This window comes from Pseudomonas sp. FG98, assembly GCF_057808595.1.
This window is the reverse complement of sequence record NZ_JBMDIJ010000032.1, coordinates 22,984-38,203: the sequence shown is the minus strand read 5'-3', so window position 1 is coordinate 38,203 and position 15,220 is coordinate 22,984. Positions and strand designations below refer to the sequence as shown.

Genomic DNA, 15,220 nt, shown 5'->3' with positions numbered 1-15,220 from the left:
TGATTGTTGGGGTTTGAGAAAGAGTGCTGTGTCAGATCACGAAGAACCCATGGGTACCATCCCGACCCAACTGCTCCACCAACCCGAACTCCCAGTCCAGATAGCCTTGCATCGCCTCCCGCGGATTGTCGGTGCCTTCATACGGCCGGCGATAACGGTCGCTGCGCGGCACCGCCAGGTGCGTCTCGCCATGTTCCAGTGCACGGTCCTCGGCGATCCAGCGCCCGGTCCCACCTTCCAGCAGGAACACCGGCTTGCGCGTCAGCGCCTGCAGGTCGACGGCGGCAAAGCGCGCCAGCAGGCTGCTGCCGCAGGTCACAACGTAGCGCTCCGCCACCGGCAACTGTTCCAGAGCCTGGGCCAGTTGCGCGCGGATCGCCCAGTGCGCGCCGGGGATATGCCGCTGCACGTAGTTGGCGCTGGTGGTGAAGTCGAGCAGCACGGTGTCGCCGGCCTCCAGCCACTGCTGCAACTGCTCGCCCTGGATCGATGGCGGTTGCGGCAGCTCCGGCAGCGGTGCCTGCCAGTCGCCGGTTTCACTGAAGTCAGCGGAGTCCAGGCCATCCAGCACTGCTACCTGCCAGCCCATCTGCGCCAGCCAGGACCCGCTCATGTTGGCCCGCACGCCATCGTCGTCCACCAGCACGATGCGCGCGCCACGCACGCTGGCGTTGTGGTCGGTTTCCTGGACCAGTTGGCCGCCCGGGGTGGAGCGACTGCCCGGGAGGTGACCCTTGGCGTATTCCTCCGGCGTGCGCACATCGAACAGGTAGGTGGTGCGCTGGGATTCGGCTTGCCAGATCGCCAGGTCATCCTTGGAGATCCGCGCCACGCCGGCCTTGTCGGCCACCGCGCGGGCACGCTCGGCGGCGTTGTCGCGGGTCTCGTTGCTGACTTCGGCAAAGCGCTGCGCCTGGCCGTGGGCCAGTTGCTGCCCGGCCAGGGTCCAGCCGATGGTGCCGTTGCGCAGGGCCGACACCGGGTTGGGGATGCCGGCATTCACCAGCGATTGGGTGCCGATGATGCTGCGGGTACGCCCGGCGCAGTTGACGATGACCCGGGTCTGCGGATCCGGTGCCAGCTCGGCCACCCGCAGCACCAGTTCGGCACCCGGCACGCTGATGCCGCCGGGAATGCTCATGGTCTGGTACTCGTCGAAACGGCGGGCATCGAGCACCACCACGTCGGCCTTGTCATCCAGCAGTTGCTGGACTTCCTCGGCAGCCAGCGATGGCGTATGACGCTTGGCCTCGACCAGCTCGCCAAAGGCCTTGCTCGGCACGTTGACGTCGCGGAACAGCTCGCCACCGGCTTCGCGCCAGCCGGCCAGGCCGCCTTCGAGCAGGGCCACGTCGCTGTAGCCAAGGGCGCGCAGGCGCTCGGCGGCCAGCGCGGCGAGGCCCTCGCCATCGTCATAGACGGTGACCGCGGTATCGCGCCGCGGCACCCGGGCGTAGATCTCGATTTCCAGTTTCGACAGGGGAATGTTGGCGGCGAACAGCGGATGCTCCAGGGCGAAGGGCGCTTCTTCGCGCACATCGATCAGGGCCAGTTCATCCTTGGCCAGCAGGTGCTGGCGCAGCTCGGCGTAGGAGCGGGTAGGCACGGTACTCATGGGGCGGGGTTCTCTTTGGACAGGTCCCAGATATTGGGCAAGCGGGTGTTGGAATAGCCGGAAATAAAGGGTTTCTCGCTACCGTCGGCGAGGTAGACGGCGCGTTTTACCGCGCCGATGTTGGCGCCATAAACGTGGATGCTGATCGACACCTGGTCGTCGTGGGCATTGCGTACTTCGTGGATATCGCCGATGCGCGGCGACACCGCTTCGACCTGGCCAGGGGCGAGGCGCACGGCGTCACCGGCAGGAATCAAGGCACCGCTCTCGGTGCGGGCGAAACCCTGGGAATACTCGGCACCACGCAGCATGCCGATCAGCCCCCAGACCCGGTGATCGTGGATCGGCGTGCGCTGCCCGGGGCCCCAGACGAAGCTCACCACCGAGAAGCGCTGGCGCGAGTCGGCATGCAGGAGGAACTGCTGGTAGCGCTCGGGGCTGGGTTGGGCCAGTTCGTCCGGCAGCCAGTCGTCATGGGCTACCAGTTGCTGCAGCAGGTTCTGCCCGCGGTCGAGGATGGCGGCTTCTTCGTTCTCGTTGTCCAGCAGTTCGGCCAGGTCGCCGATGAACTGGCGCAGGCGGTCGAGACGTAGCGGTTGGGTCATGGTTGAAGGCTCAGGCTGCGGTTTTCCAAGAACCCTAGCAACGGCCAGATGATTCTCAAAATTCAAATTCCGCATAAGCTAATATGCGGAAAGAGAATTTTAAAGATAAAAGATTATTCTTTATTTTTTGTATTAGCTTATACCTTAAAAGAATTTCACAGCGGATGAAGCGATCGTTAGATTATAAGCGATCGTTTGGGGGAAGCCTCTTTCTATAACCAGCGGTCTTTCCCTTCCGCCTTCAAGGAGATCCAGCATGAGCGTTCAATTCATCGGCATGATCGGCCATCGACTGTCCTCGGAAACCATCGACGCCACCGGCCCGATCTTCGACAAGGCGTACATCACCCGTTTCGCCCAGGTCCATGAGGAGGCGGGGTTCGACCGCATCCTGGTGGGCTACTGGTCCGATCAGCCGGACGGTTTCCTGGTGACTGCCCTGGCCGGACTGGCCACTTCGAAAATCAATTTCCTCTTGGCTCACCGTCCCGGCTTCGTCGCCCCCACCGTTGCGGCGCGCAAGCTGGCGACCCTGGAACATCTGCTCGATGGCCGCCTGGCCGTGCATGTGATCAGCGGCGGCAACGACGGCGAGCAGCGCAAGGACGGCGACCACCTTGACCACGACCAGCGCTATGCGCGCACCGATGAGTTTCTTGACGTGGTGCGCAAGGTCTGGACCGAAGAGCAGCCGTTCGATCACCAGGGCGCTCACTACCAGGCGCAGAACGCCTTCTCGGCGATCAAACCGCTGCAAAAGCCTCATCTGCCGGTGTATTTCGGCGGCTCGTCCGAAGCCGCCTTGCAGGTGGCCGGCAAGCATGCCGATGTCTTCGCCCTGTGGGGCGAGTCGCTGGAGCAGACCCGCGAGACCATCGCCGCCGTGCGCGCCGAGGCTGCCCGCCATGGTCGCGAGATCGAGTTCAGCGTGTCGTTCCGGCCGATCATCGCCGACACCGAGGAAGCCGCCTGGGCCAAGGCCGAGACCATCCTCGGCAGCGCCCGCCAGCGTATCGAGCGGGCTGGCCCGGTGATCGCCAACAAGCCGCAGAGTGTCGGCGCCCAGCGCCTGCTCGACACCGTGGCCAAGGGTGATCGCGTCGACGAGCGCCTGTGGACCGGAATCGCCGGGCTGGTTGGCGGCGGGCACAACTCCACCGCGCTGGTCGGTACTCCGGAGCAGGTCGCCGATGCGCTGCTGGCCTACTACGACCTTGGCGTAAAGACCTTCCTCATCCGTGGCTTCGACCCGGTGGTCGATGCCGAGGACTATGGCCGCGAGCTGCTGCCGCTGACCCGGGCCAAGGTCGCCGCGCGCCTGTCCTAAGAGACCTTGGGGCTGCTTCGCAGTCCACAGGGACGCACTTGATCCGTGGGAGCGAGCTTGTCGGGGCGCCGAACCGTCGCGAAGAGCCGCACAGCGGCCCCAAAAAAGACCCCTCGTCACGAGACCGCACGCGCGGATCGTCCACCACCGTGCCTGCCAGCGGGCGCCTGGAGACTGCCGTGCAACACCCCCTGCGCACCCTGCTGTTCGATGCCCGCGAAGTGCTCGCCGGCCTGCTGTTCCTTGCTTTCGGCGTCGCCGGCCTGCTGATCGGTCGCGACTACGCCAGCGGCACCGCGATGCGCATGGGCGCCGGCTATTTCCCCTGGCTGGTCAGCCTGGCGCTGTGTGGCCTGGGCGCGGCCTTGCTGGTTCGCGGCCTGGCCCTGTGCCGTGAACGGGTGGCCCTGGGCGAGCTGTTCCAGGTCCGCCCGGGCCTGTCCATCGGCGGCAGTGTGCTGGCCTTCGCCCTGTTGCTGCCGAGCCTCGGCCTGGCCCTGTCGACCTTGCTCATGACCCTGCTCAGCGGCCTGGCCCGGCGCCGTGCCCACCTCGGCGAACTGACGGCGCTGGGCTGCGCGCTCGGGTTGTTCAGCGTGGCGCTGTTCGCCTGGGGCCTGGGCCTCAACCTGCCGGCCTGGCCGGTCTGAGGGCGCGCCATGGAACTGTTCGATCACCTGGCGCTTGGCCTGGAAGCGGCCTTTACCCTGAACAACCTGCTGTATTGCTTCGTCGGCGTGACCCTCGGCACCCTGGTCGGCGTGCTGCCCGGACTGGGACCGGTGGCGACCATCGCCATGCTGCTGCCGATCACTTACGGCCTGACACCGTCGGCGGCGCTGATCATGCTTTCCGGCATCTACTACGGCGCCCAGTACGGCGGTTCGACCACGGCGATCCTGGTCAATCTGCCGGGTGAGTCGTCCTCCGTGGTGACCTGCCTCGATGGCCATGCCATGGCGCGCAAGGGCAGGGCGGGAGTGGCCCTGGCCATCGCCGCGATCGGTTCGTTCATCGCCGGCAGCCTGGCGATCCTGCTGCTGGCTGCGGCGGCCACGCCTCTGGCGGAAGCTGCGCTGAAGTTCGGCCCGGCGGAGTACTTTTCACTGATGCTGCTGGGCCTGGTAGCAGCCATCGTCCTGGCCCAGGGCGATGTGCTCAAGGCCATCGCCATGACCCTGCTCGGCCTGCTGCTCGGGCTGGTGGGCACCGATGTCAATTCCGGGGCCGAGCGCTTTACCTTCGGCATTCCCGAGTTGAGCGACGGCATCAGCTTCGTGGTGATTTCCATGGGCATCTTCGGCATTGCCGAGATCATCGCCAACCTGGAGCGCGACCACGCCGGCAAGGCCCAGGTGGCGCGGGTCGGCAGCCTGATGCCATCTCGGGACGACTACCGGCGCAGCTGGAAACCGATCCTGCGCGGCACCGGCCTGGGTGCGCTGCTCGGTGTGTTGCCGGGCGGCGGGGCGATGCTCGGCTCGTTCGCCTCATACATGATCGAAAAGCGCCTGGCCAAACAGCCGGAGCGTTTCGGCCTGGGCGCCATCGAGGGCGTCGCCGGCCCGGAGTCGGCCAACAATGCCGGGGCGCAGACCTCCTTTATTCCCATGCTGGTGCTGGGCCTGCCGTCCAATGCGGTGATGGCGCTGATGGCCGGGGCCATGATGATCCACGGCATCGTCCCCGGACCGCAGGTGATCGACGAGCGTCCCGAGCTGTTCTGGGGCCTGATCGTCAGCATGTGGCTCGGCAACCTGTTGCTGCTGGTGCTCAACCTGCCGCTGGTAGGTATCTGGGTGCGCCTGCTGGCGGTGCCGTATCGCCTGCTTTACCCATCGATCCTGCTGTTCTGCTGTATCGGCGTGTACAGCGTCAACAACAGCCTGTTCGACGTGCTGCTGACCGTCGCTTTCGGCCTGCTCGGCTACCTGTTCATCAAGCTGCGCTGCGAGCCGGCGCCGCTGTTGCTCGGCTATCTGCTCGGACCGCTGATGGAAGAGAACCTGCGCCGGGCGATGTTGCTGTCGCGCGGCGATGTCACGGTGTTCTTCACCCGGCCCTTGAGCCTGACCCTGCTGATCCTCTGCGCGCTGGTGGTGCTGCTGATGCTCTCGCCACGGCTGCGTGCCACCCGCCAGGTGGCGTTCAGCGAAGACTGACTTTTCCCCTCATTCAGGAATTCACCATGAAGCTTGCCCGTTCCTTCAGATTTGCCCTGGCCGCCCTGGCCCTGGGCATCACCGGCCTGGCCCAGGCCGACAACTACCCGAGCCGCCCGGTGACGTTGGTCGTGCCGTTCCCGCCCGGTGGTGCGGCGGACACCATCGGTCGCTACTACGCCGAGCAGTTGTCTGCCTCCCTCGGCCAGCCGGTGGTGGTGGACAACAAGCCCGGCGCCGGTACCGCCATCGCCGCCGAAGCGGTGGCCAAGGCCAAACCGGATGGCTACACCCTGTCCCTGGCCACCGCCGGACAACTGGCGATCCTGCCCAACCTGCAGAAGGACCTGCGCTACGACCCGATCAAGGACTTCGTGCCGGTGGCGGTGGTCGCCTCGGTGCCCAACGTGGTAGCGGTGCAGGCTGGGAGCAAGATCGACTCGCTGCCGGCGCTGATTGCCGAGGCCAAGGCGCGGCCGGGAGCCTTGAGCTATTCCTCGTGCGGCAATGGCACGCTCTGCCACCTGTCTGGCGAACTGCTCAAGCACCTGGCCGGCGCTGATCTGCTGCATGTGCCGTACAAGGGCAGTGCGCCGGCAGTCACGGGGCTGCTGGGTGGCGAGGTGGATGTGGCGGTCGATACCCTCACCGTGCTGGCCCCGCAGATCCAGGCCGGCAAGCTCAAGGGCCTGGTGCTCAGCAGCGCCGAGCGTTCGCCACTGCTGCCGGGCGTGCCCAGTGCCACCGAAGCGGGCTTGCCGGGCTTCGTCGCCTCGGGCTGGTTCGGCATCGTCCTGCCCAAGGGCGCGGCGCCAGAGTTGGTGGAGAAGCTCGGCACGGCGATCGCGGTGATCGCCAAATCACCACAGACCGCCGAACGCTTTGCCCAGAACGGCATCAGCGTGGAGCAGGGCACGCCAGCCGGGTTTGCCGAGTTGATCGCGGCGGATGGCAAGCGCTGGGGGGAAGTGATCAAGGCGGGGAATATCACCCTGGAATGATGAGAACAGCTCCGGGGTTTGACCAGGGTTTTGTGGCGCGGCTGCCGGCTTCATCGCTGGCAAGCCAGCTCCCACAGAGTGGCGCCGAGCACAGATCCCATGATCGGCCCATGACCCTGTGGGAGCCGGCTTGCCGGCGATGAGGCCTGTGGATTCACCCAGGCAGACAGGATTGTCAGGCCATCTCCACCTTGCCCACCGGCACCACCTTCACCTTGCACAGCGGCACCAGTCGCGAACCCTGGTAGCAGCTTTCGCGGAACAGCTTCCAGCGCCCGAACAGGCCGTACACATGCAGCACACGCCCCTGTTCCTGGTAGCCCATGCGCAGGTGCAGTTTCAGCGCCGGCACGTTGTGCGTCTCGACCACATCCACCACCCGGGTGCAGCCCCGTGCATGCATGGCCTGCCACAGTTCGACCTGGGCATCCAGCGATAGCCGGCTGCCGAAGTACGCCGGGGTCATCTCGCCACCGAACTCGAAGAAGTCCCCCGGCGCCACCGGGAAGGTGCAGCCGTAGTAGTGACGGTCGTGATAGTCCCGGGTGCTGGCCCAGATAAAGGCCACGGCGTCTCCTGCATCGTCGAGGTACATATGCCCGGTATGCCCCTCCCGGGCCAGTTCGCGCATGGTTTCGACACGGTCGCCGAAATGCCGGGCGAAGGCGTCGGCGTTGGTCTCGGTGATGGCCACCAGGCGTACCGGAGGGTGCTCCTTGAGGGTGAGCGGGCCGACCGGGGTGACCAGGTCGCGCTCCATCCACAGCAGCTCCCAGTGGAAGAACACGTGGCGTTGCCAGAGGGTAACCAAGGTGCGGCGCAGTCCCTTGCGACGAATTCGGGCGAGTAGGGCAGGCAGTGCGCGCATGGAGCCTCCGGGGCAGGTTGCGTCAAGAAAATGAACTTTTTTTCATGTATAGCGCAGCGATTTGCCATGCCGTCAAAAAGCCAGCGGAGTAGTTGTTTCTAAATATGTACAAAGTACTGCTGCCGCTCTAGTCCGGGCGTTGTGGCTGCAATGAAAATCTGCGGGAGGCAATCGGCAATTTTGACGGGAATCTGGCGCCTGATTTTCCCTGTTTGGCAAAAAGCTCCCGTCCGGCGTTTGCGACGGGGGGATGGCTCACGTAGACTCCGGCCCATCATTCCTACAACGACCGCATGGCACATCCGAACCCCGGGTTCATGGATGCCTTTGTCACGCGTGCGATTTGTCCCTTTCAGGAGCCTTGTCCACCGCATGAATAGCCCCGTCGAACCCCGTAGCGGCAGTTGGCTCAGCGTCTTCGCCCTGGCCTTGGGCGCCTTCATCTTCAACACCACCGAATTCGTGCCGGTGGCGCTGCTCAGCGATATCGGGCGCAGTTTCGACATGCCCAGCGCCCAGGTCGGGCTGATGCTCACGGTGTATGCCTGGGTGGTGTCGCTGACCTCGCTGCCGATGATGCTGCTGACCCGCAATATCGAACGGCGGCGCCTGCTGGGCTTTCTGTTCGTGCTGTTCATCCTCAGCCATGTGATGTCGAGCATGGCCACCAGCTTCGGCATGTTGCTGGTCAGCCGGGTCGGAATCGCCCTGGCCCATGCGGTGTTCTGGTCGATCACCGCGTCGCTGGCGGTGCGTGTGGCGCCGCCGGGCAAGCAGGCCAAGGCCCTCGGGCTGCTGGCCACCGGCACCACCCTGGCCATGGTGCTGGGCATTCCGCTGGGGCGGGTGGTGGGCGAGGCGCTGGGTTGGCGCACCACGTTCCTTGGCATTGCCGTGGTTTCGGTGGCGACCCTGCTCTGGTTGCTGCGCTCGCTGCCGCTGCTGCCGAGCCAGAACTCCGGCTCGCTGCGCAGCCTGCCGATCCTGCTCAAGCGCCCGGCGCTGATGTCGGTGTATGCCCTGGTGGTGCTGGTGATTACCGCGCAGTTCACCGGCTACAGCTATATCGAGCCGTTCGCCCAGGAAGTCGCCGCGCTGAGCAGCGAGATGACCACGGTCCTGCTGCTGGTGTTCGGCGGTGCGGGGATCTTCGGCTCGTTCCTGTTCAGCCATTTCAGCGAACGCTTCCCCCGCGGCTTCCTGATCGCCGCGATCGCCATGCTCGGCCTGTGCCTGTCGTTGCTCCTGCCGCTGGCCGGGGTGCCCTGGTTGCTGTGCGCCCTGAGTGCGTTCTGGGGCATGGCGATCATGTGCTTCAGCCTGGCCTTGCAGTCCAAGGTGCTGCACCTGGCGTCGGACGCTACCGACGTGGCCATGGCCATGTTCTCCGGGCTGTACAACGTCGGTATCGGCGGCGGTGCGCTGCTGGGCAGCATTGTCGTCAGCCAGGTCGGCCTGGCCTACATCGGCGGGGTCGGTGGCGTACTGGCGGCGGCCGGATTGCTTCTGTGCCTGTACGCCACCTGGCGTTTCTTCGGGGTTCAGCAGGGCCTGAGCGAGCGTTCGGCGAAGTAGCGCTCCAGCGCTGCGGTGGAGGAAGACGACTCGGCCAGCGCCACGTAGCTGTCCGGGCGGATCAGGTAGAAGGCATTGCGCGCCAGCCCGGCGGCTTCATGGGCCGGGCTCCAGGCGAACACCTGCAAGGGAATCTGGCGCGCCGCGCACCAGCCGGTCAGGTCCTTGCTGGCCAGGCCGTAGACATGCACTTGCCAGCAGGGTCGTGCCAGTTCGGCGAAATTGTCCCCCGCTTCATCATGTGCCCAAGGCAGGCGATCGCCGCCATGCACATGCCCGGCGGTACCGAAGCTCAGGGGCATCAGCCGATAGTTGAGGGCGGTCTGCGAGACGGTGCGGAACATGAAGCTGCGCACCTTGGCCATGGCCACCAGGCGCGACAACAGCACCGGCGCCAGGCGCGTGCGCAGCAGGTTGGCGATGCGGCCATTGGCGCTGACGAAGTTGAAGACCTGGTCGGTGGTCGCCACCAGGCGTTCGGCGAAGGCCTTGCGCTCGACCTCGTAGCTGTCGAGCAACTCCTCGCTGGCCTTGCCGTGCAGCACGCTGGCCAGTTTCCAGGCCAGGTTGATGGCATCGCCGATCCCGGTGTTCATGCCCTGGCCGCCGGCCGGGCTGTGGACATGGGCGGCATCGCCGAGAAGAAAGGCGCGGTGGCGGCGGAACTGCTGGGCCACGCGGTGGTGCACGCGGTAGGTGGAGAACCAGTTGACCTGTTCCACCTGGATGCCCATGTGTTCGATGGCGCGCTGGCCGACATCGGCGAAGGTCAGGTTTTCCGGGTGTTCCGCGCGCTCGTCGCGCACCGTGCCGATCAGCCGCGCGCGGCCGGTACCGGCCAGGGGGAACACGGCGAGAAAGTCCGCGTCGTCGAGGTCCACATGCAGTTCGCCATCGATGGCAGTCCCCGAGGCCTGCACATCGGCGACATAGAACACCTGCTGGTAGGTGCCACCCGGAAAACCTATGCCCAACGCTTTGCGCAGTGCCGAGCGGGCACCATCGCAGCCGGCGACGAAGGTTGCGCTGTGCTCTTGCTCGCTGCCTTTGGCCAGGCGCAGGCGGGCCACGGCCTGCTGATCGTCCTGGGCCAGGTCGAGCAGTTCGGTGTTCCACTCGACCTCGACGCCGAAGCCCTGCAGGCGCTCGATCAGCAGTTTCTCGTGTTCGTCCTGGGGGTAGATTTCCAGAAAGGGGTAGGGCGTCTGGCCGGCGCCGATGTCCTGCAACGACAGGTGCGCGGCGCGCTGGCCCCTGACCCAGAGGTTGGCTGCCGGCACCTGGTGGCCGCGCTCGACCACAGTGTCTGCGAGATCCAGCTGGCGATACAGCTCCAGGGTCCGGGCCTGCACCGCCAGGGCCCGGGAGGTGGTGCCCGGCCCGCTGGCCTTGTCGACGATGCGCAAGCGCACGCCCAGCTTGCTCAACCATAAGGCGAGGACCAGGCCGGTGGGGCCGGCGCCGATGATCAGGACTTCTGTGTCAGTCATGCCACGCTCTCCGGATGATTGTCAGGAGAGTGTAGAAGTGGGCGTCAGTCTTCGCTGAAGGTGTCGAGCAGGAAGTCCCGTACTGTGGCGAGGATTTCCCGCGACAGCTCGTCATCCGCGCAGGCCCGGGACAGGCCCAGGGCGCCGACCATGGCACTGAAGGCGATGATTGCCTGCTGGCGTTTTTCGCCGTTGTCGCCGCCCAGCAGATGGCCGATGCCCTTGACGTTGGAGCGCAGCTTGCGGGTGTACAGCTCGCGGGCCTCGCCTTCGACCCGGCCGATATCGCTGACCAGCGCACCGACCGCGCAGCCGCTGCCGACGCCATCGCGGTGTTCCGGGCTGAGGTACTCGCTGACCAGGCTCGGGAAGTCGGCGCGGTGGGTGCGCTGCGGGTCTTCCGAGCGCTTGAACGCGGCGTCCAGTGCTTCCGCCACCAGTTGGTCGCGGGATTCGAAATGCTTGTAGAAGCCGCCATGGGTCAGGCCGGCTTCCTTCATCAGGTTGGCAATGCTCAGGCCGTCGAGGCCCAGCTCGCAGAAGCGCTCGGCGGCGATGGCGACGATGCGTTCGTGGGTGCTCTGCTTGCTGGCTTGGGAATGGCCCATGGTTGCATTTCTCCTGCGTGATCCGGGGGCGGATCATAGCACCCGTCCCCGGACGTGGCGTGGCTTACCAGGTCTCGCCGTAGGGGCGCACTTCGCTGAGGAAGCTCCAGGCGCTGCGCGGTTGCTGGATCAGATGGCTGACCTCGGCGGCGATGTCCGCTGGCTGGATGAAGAATTCGTCCGGCTTGCTCGGGTGCATCTTGCGCGTCCATTCCACGTCGATCACTGCATCGATGACCAGATAGGCCACATGCACGCCCTTCGGCCCCAGTTCGCGGGCGATCGACTCGCTGAGAATGCGCTGCGCCGCCTTGGTCGGGGCGAACCCGGCGAAATATCCCTTGCCGCGCAGGGCCGAGGTATTGCCGGTGACGATGATTGCGCCCTGGCCTTTCTCGACCATGGCCGGAGACAGCTTGCGGGCGAGCTGGAGCAGGGCCATGACGTTGGTCTGGAAGTTGGCTTCCAGGGCGGCTGGGTCGATCTCGAGGAAGGTGCCGAAGGTGGCGCCGACGGCGTTGTGCACCAGCACATCGGCGTTGCCCAGCTGCGTCTGGATCAGGTCAAGGGTGCGTTCCAGTTGCGCGCTATCGCTGACGTCTACGGCGAAGGCATGGGTATCCGCCAGTTCGCCCTGCAGTTCGGCGAGGCGTTCGGCATTGCGCGCGAGCATTGCCACCCTATAGCCATCGGCTACCAGACGGCGAACGATGGAGGCTCCGGTGCCCGGGCCGACGCCGGTGACGATGGCGAGTTTTTTCGTGGTCATGGTTCAAGCTTCCTTGGCGTGTTGAAGGGCGGCGCGGACGAAATCGAGACGGTCGTTGCCGAAGTACATTTCGTCGTCGCAGAAGAAGGTGGGGACGCCGAATACGCCGCGCTGGATGGCCAGTGCGTCGTTGGCGGCCAGTTGCTCACGGGCTTGCGGGCTGTCGGCGAGCTGCCAGAGGTCGACGTCCAGTTTCAGATCACGCAGGAAGTGCTCGCGGCCTTGCTTGCTCCACAGTTCGGTATTACCGGCCCAGACCGCGGCGAATAATGCTGGATGGACGGTCTCGAACACCCCGGCCTGTTGGGCCGCCACCGCAGCGCGCATCAGCAGCGCGCCGTCGAACTGGCCACCGCGCATGGCCTGGAACAAACCGCTGTTGACCGCGAACGGCACCTGGTACAGCGCCGCCCAGCGCGCGGCGTCAAGGCCGGAATAGCGGGCCTTGGGCGGGCAGGCGGGGGACGGCTGGTTATTCACCTGCTTCATCACCGCGATGACGTCGATGGGCAGGTACTCGACCGGGTGATCCAGACCGGGCAGGCGGGTGTTGGCGAGGTAGGCGTAGGGGCTGCGGTAATCGAAGACAGACTGGAGATTCATGGATCTCTTCCTGTGTCGGAGGTGGGAGGGGTGTTGCGTGGGTGGATGTTATTCATCATCCATGCTGGATGTCAATTGACATCCTCATGGGCGAGAGGTTTCGCGAAGGGTGTTTTTTCAGAAAGGGGTATTGGTGGTGTGGTGGATGGCCTTATCGCTGCATGGGTATCTACACAACTTCAGATCACCACAAATGATGCGCCGCCGCGTACCTGTGGGAGCGGCTGTTAGCCGCGATTGGGCGCGAAGCGGCCATAAAACCTGTGCCGTCGGTGTGTCAGGAAAACCTAGGATTCAGGTTTTACGACGGCTTCGCCGCCGATCGCGCGGTCCGGCGTCCCGGCTAACAGCCGCTCCCACAGGGGGTCGTGTTGTGCCTGATTGAGATGTGTAGATACCTATGCTTATCGCTGGCAAGCCAGCTCCCACAGGTACTACGCCGCTCGTGAGAGCAGTGGTGAACTTGTGGAGCTGGCTTGTCGGGGCGCCGAACCGCAGCGATGAGGCCCGAAGGCTGCCTACAGGCGTCCTGCAACCGCCAGTTGCCCCGCCGACGCCTGTGCCGGCGGAATCGCCGAGCCGTCCTGCGGGGTCACCGGGAAGATCGCGTTGATCTGCCCGGTGGCGGAGGAGCCGAAGTAAGGCGTGACCACCTCGACCTTGCCGTCGTACTTCGACCAGCCCAGTGCGCCCAGGAGCATGGCGGTGTCGTGCATGAAGCCTTCGCCATGGCCCTTGACCGCGTACTCCGGAAGCATGGTGCAGAAGTCATCCCACTCGGCGTTTTCCCACATCTGCACGACGCGGTGGTCGAGGGTTTCCAGGAACGGGCTCCAGACCTTGTCGGCGAATTCCGGCGCCTGGCCGTTCTGGGCGAAGCGGTGCGACAGCGAGCCGCTGGCGAGGAACGCCACGGTGCCGTCGTAGTGCTCTTCCACCGCCTTGCGCAGGGCCCAGCCCAGGCGTGCGCTGTCGTTGAGGTAGTGGGAGGTGCACAGTGCGGAAACCGAAACCACCTTGAAGTGCTGGTCTTCGTTCATGTAGCGCATGGGCACCAGGGTGCCGTATTCCGGGCCGAGGCTGGTGGCGTCGTGGGCCATGGTCTCGACCCCGTAGCGGTTGGCTTCTTCGGCCATCAAGCGGCCCAGCTCGGCGTTGCCCGGCACTTCGTAGTCCATGTTGGCGATGAAGTGCGGCAGCTCGTTGCTGGTGTAGGTGCCCTTGAAGTGCGGGTTGCAGTTGATGTGGTAGTTGGCGTTGACCAGCCAGTGGGTGTCGAACACCACCAGGGTGTCGACCCCCAGCTCGCGGCAGCGTCGGGAAATTTCCTTGTGGCCGTCGATCGCGGCCTGGCGATAGCCCTGGCGCGGGCCGGGCAGTTCGGACAGGTACATGGACGGAACGTGGGTGATCTTGGCAGCCAGAGCAAGTTTGCCCATGACGGTACTCCTGGTGGCGGACGCCCTCTTGGCGGGGCGCGGCGATTATCGGGATGTTGGCACGCAGGCGATACCGGCCAGTGGCTGGCTCTTGTGGCCCATCCCGGCGTTGGGAATGCGGGCTGCCCATTGGACACGGATGGCAAGGCTGCCGCTTGCCTTCCTCTGCCAGACACTTGATCGAGCTTGCCACGGGTTGCCACGGGCCACCAGTGGCGCCCGACTTACGCCCACCAATACCGGACGAAATGGAAGAAGATCGGCGCAGCGAAGCACACCGAATCCATGCGATCGAGCATGCCCCCGTGGCCCTCGATCATGTGCCCCCAGTCCTTGACCCCGCGATCGCGCTTGATCGCCGACATCACCAGCCCGCCGAAGAAGCCCATCACGTTCACCACCAGCGCCATCAAGGCCGCCTGCCAGGGGGCAAACGGAGTGATCCAGTACAGCGCGGCGCCGACCAGGGTGGCCAGGGCCACGCCGCCGACCAGGCCTTCGAGGGTTTTCGAAGGTGACAGGGTCGGCGCCACCTTGCGCTTGCCGAACAGCTTGCCGCAGACGTACTGCAGCACGTCGCTGATCTGCACCACGAGGATCAGCCAGGCGATCAGCAGCAGGTTGCGCCCCTCGAAGCCGGGAATGTCCAGGGTCATCAGCGCCGGTACCGAGGACAGGCAGTACACCGCGATCATCAATCCCCACTGCACCTTCGACGCCCGTTCGAGGAAGCGCGTGGTGTCGCCGCCGAAGCTGGCCAGGATCGGCAGCAGGAGGAACAGGTAGACCGGGATGAAGATGCTGAACAGTCCGTACCAGTCGAAGCCGATCAGCAGGTACTGCACCGGCAGGGCCACGTAGAAGGCCAGGACCAGGGCCGGGTAGTCGCCGCGACGGGTCGGGGTCAGGGTGATGAATTCGCGCAGGGCGTAGAAGGACACCAGGTAGAACAGCACGATCACCCCGGTCTTGCCGAAGGTGAAGGCCAGGCCGATGACCAGGACCATCACCCACCAGGCGTCGATGCGTGCGTTGAGGTTGTCGATCACCGCATGGGGGGCCGGGCCGGCCCGCCATTTCAGGGCGCGGCCGATCAGGCTGGCGAGCAACAACAGGGCGCCGATGCCGGCGAACAGTGGCCAGGTGTTGTGTTCCATG

14 protein-coding genes are annotated in these 15,220 nt (G+C 65.3%); 5 read left to right on the top strand and 9 right to left on the bottom strand.

The window, feature by feature from the left end; all coding sequences use genetic code 11:
• Positions 1-31 precede the first annotated feature (31 nt).
• A complete protein-coding gene (locus ACODSK_RS18660) occupies positions 32-1,615 on the bottom strand; it encodes a rhodanese-related sulfurtransferase (protein ID WP_489018117.1) in 1,584 nt (527 codons plus the stop codon).
• A complete protein-coding gene (locus tag ACODSK_RS18655) occupies positions 1,612-2,220 on the bottom strand; it encodes a cysteine dioxygenase family protein (RefSeq protein WP_489018116.1) in 609 nt (202 codons plus the stop codon). Before ACODSK_RS18655 ends, ACODSK_RS18660 begins: the two co-directional genes overlap by 4 nt.
• 256 nt (positions 2,221-2,476) lie before the next feature.
• Between ACODSK_RS18655 and ACODSK_RS18650 the strand changes: the two genes are divergently transcribed.
• From ACODSK_RS18650 to ACODSK_RS18635, 4 genes are all read left to right on the top strand, one after another.
• The gene (locus ACODSK_RS18650) at positions 2,477-3,547 is read left to right on the top strand and encodes an LLM class flavin-dependent oxidoreductase (RefSeq protein WP_489018114.1); all 1,071 of its coding nucleotides are present in this window, start codon (positions 2,477-2,479) and stop codon (positions 3,545-3,547) included.
• Between the two features lie 179 nt (positions 3,548-3,726).
• Positions 3,727-4,197: a tripartite tricarboxylate transporter TctB family protein gene (locus ACODSK_RS18645; RefSeq protein ID WP_489018112.1), complete on the top strand. Its 471-nt coding sequence runs from the start codon at positions 3,727-3,729 to the stop codon at positions 4,195-4,197.
• A 9-nt stretch (positions 4,198-4,206) separates the two neighbouring features.
• On the top strand, positions 4,207-5,709 hold the full coding sequence (locus ACODSK_RS18640; protein ID WP_489018110.1) for a tripartite tricarboxylate transporter permease: 1,503 nt from the start codon (positions 4,207-4,209) through the stop codon (positions 5,707-5,709).
• Positions 5,710-5,735: 26 nt separating this feature from the next.
• Positions 5,736-6,710 (top strand): Bug family tripartite tricarboxylate transporter substrate binding protein, encoded by a 975-nt coding sequence (locus ACODSK_RS18635; protein ID WP_489018108.1) that lies wholly within the window; start codon positions 5,736-5,738, stop codon positions 6,708-6,710.
• 175 nt (positions 6,711-6,885) lie between these two features.
• On the opposite strand, the gene ACODSK_RS18630 is transcribed toward ACODSK_RS18635, so the two are convergent.
• Entirely contained in the window at positions 6,886-7,578 is a 693-nt protein-coding gene (locus tag ACODSK_RS18630) for a GNAT family N-acetyltransferase (protein ID WP_489018106.1), read from the bottom strand.
• A gap of 372 nt (positions 7,579-7,950) precedes the next feature.
• Here ACODSK_RS18630 and ACODSK_RS18625 point away from each other — a divergent pair, with 372 nt between their 5' ends.
• Positions 7,951-9,153 carry a sugar transporter gene (locus ACODSK_RS18625; protein WP_489018104.1) on the top strand — a complete coding sequence of 401 codons (1,203 nt, stop codon included), beginning with the start codon at positions 7,951-7,953 and terminating at the stop codon, positions 9,151-9,153.
• On the opposite strand, the gene ACODSK_RS18620 is transcribed toward ACODSK_RS18625, so the two are convergent.
• The 6 genes from ACODSK_RS18620 to ACODSK_RS18595 form a co-directional block, all read right to left on the bottom strand.
• Complete coding sequence (locus ACODSK_RS18620; RefSeq protein WP_489018102.1) at positions 9,120-10,643, bottom strand: FAD-dependent monooxygenase; 1,524 nt, start codon at positions 10,641-10,643, stop codon at positions 9,120-9,122. The genes ACODSK_RS18625 and ACODSK_RS18620 overlap by 34 nt on opposite strands.
• A 44-nt stretch (positions 10,644-10,687) precedes the next feature.
• A complete protein-coding gene (locus ACODSK_RS18615; protein ID WP_489018101.1) occupies positions 10,688-11,251 on the bottom strand; it encodes a TetR/AcrR family transcriptional regulator in 564 nt (187 codons plus the stop codon).
• Between the two features lie 64 nt (positions 11,252-11,315).
• Entirely contained in the window at positions 11,316-12,020 is a 705-nt protein-coding gene (locus ACODSK_RS18610) for an SDR family NAD(P)-dependent oxidoreductase (protein WP_489018100.1), read from the bottom strand.
• A gap of 3 nt (positions 12,021-12,023) precedes the next feature.
• Positions 12,024-12,623: a DsbA family protein gene (locus tag ACODSK_RS18605; protein WP_489018099.1), complete on the bottom strand. Its 600-nt coding sequence runs from the start codon at positions 12,621-12,623 to the stop codon at positions 12,024-12,026.
• Positions 12,624-13,141: 518 nt separating this feature from the next.
• Complete coding sequence (gene hpaD / locus ACODSK_RS18600) at positions 13,142-14,062, bottom strand: 3,4-dihydroxyphenylacetate 2,3-dioxygenase (protein WP_489018098.1); 921 nt, start codon at positions 14,060-14,062, stop codon at positions 13,142-13,144.
• A 224-nt stretch (positions 14,063-14,286) separates the two neighbouring features.
• On the bottom strand, positions 14,287-15,219 hold the full coding sequence (locus ACODSK_RS18595; protein ID WP_489018097.1) for a phosphatidate cytidylyltransferase: 933 nt from the start codon (positions 15,217-15,219) through the stop codon (positions 14,287-14,289).
• Position 15,220 lies beyond the last annotated feature (1 nt).

Excerpts from the sequence above, each read along its gene's own strand:
- ACODSK_RS18605 (WP_489018099.1), bottom strand. The coding sequence starts at position 12,623 with ATGAATCTCCAGTCTGTCTTCGATTACCGCAGCCCCTACGCCTACCTC.
- ACODSK_RS18635 (WP_489018108.1), top strand. The coding sequence starts at position 5,736 with ATGAAGCTTGCCCGTTCCTTCAGATTTGCCCTGGCCGCCCTGGCCCTG.
- ACODSK_RS18595 (WP_489018097.1), bottom strand. The coding sequence starts at position 15,219 with ATGGAACACAACACCTGGCCACTGTTCGCCGGCATCGGCGCCCTGTTG.
- ACODSK_RS18610 (WP_489018100.1), bottom strand. The coding sequence starts at position 12,020 with ATGACCACGAAAAAACTCGCCATCGTCACCGGCGTCGGCCCGGGCACC.
- ACODSK_RS18655 (WP_489018116.1), bottom strand. The coding sequence starts at position 2,220 with ATGACCCAACCGCTACGTCTCGACCGCCTGCGCCAGTTCATCGGCGAC.
- hpaD (WP_489018098.1), bottom strand. The coding sequence starts at position 14,062 with ATGGGCAAACTTGCTCTGGCTGCCAAGATCACCCACGTTCCGTCCATG.
- ACODSK_RS18660 (WP_489018117.1), bottom strand. The coding sequence starts at position 1,615 with ATGAGTACCGTGCCTACCCGCTCCTACGCCGAGCTGCGCCAGCACCTG.
- ACODSK_RS18650 (WP_489018114.1), top strand. The coding sequence starts at position 2,477 with ATGAGCGTTCAATTCATCGGCATGATCGGCCATCGACTGTCCTCGGAA.
- ACODSK_RS18620 (WP_489018102.1), bottom strand. The coding sequence starts at position 10,643 with ATGACTGACACAGAAGTCCTGATCATCGGCGCCGGCCCCACCGGCCTG.
- ACODSK_RS18640 (WP_489018110.1), top strand. The coding sequence starts at position 4,207 with ATGGAACTGTTCGATCACCTGGCGCTTGGCCTGGAAGCGGCCTTTACC.
- ACODSK_RS18615 (WP_489018101.1), bottom strand. The coding sequence starts at position 11,251 with ATGGGCCATTCCCAAGCCAGCAAGCAGAGCACCCACGAACGCATCGTC.
- ACODSK_RS18630 (WP_489018106.1), bottom strand. The coding sequence starts at position 7,578 with ATGCGCGCACTGCCTGCCCTACTCGCCCGAATTCGTCGCAAGGGACTG.
- ACODSK_RS18625 (WP_489018104.1), top strand. The coding sequence starts at position 7,951 with ATGAATAGCCCCGTCGAACCCCGTAGCGGCAGTTGGCTCAGCGTCTTC.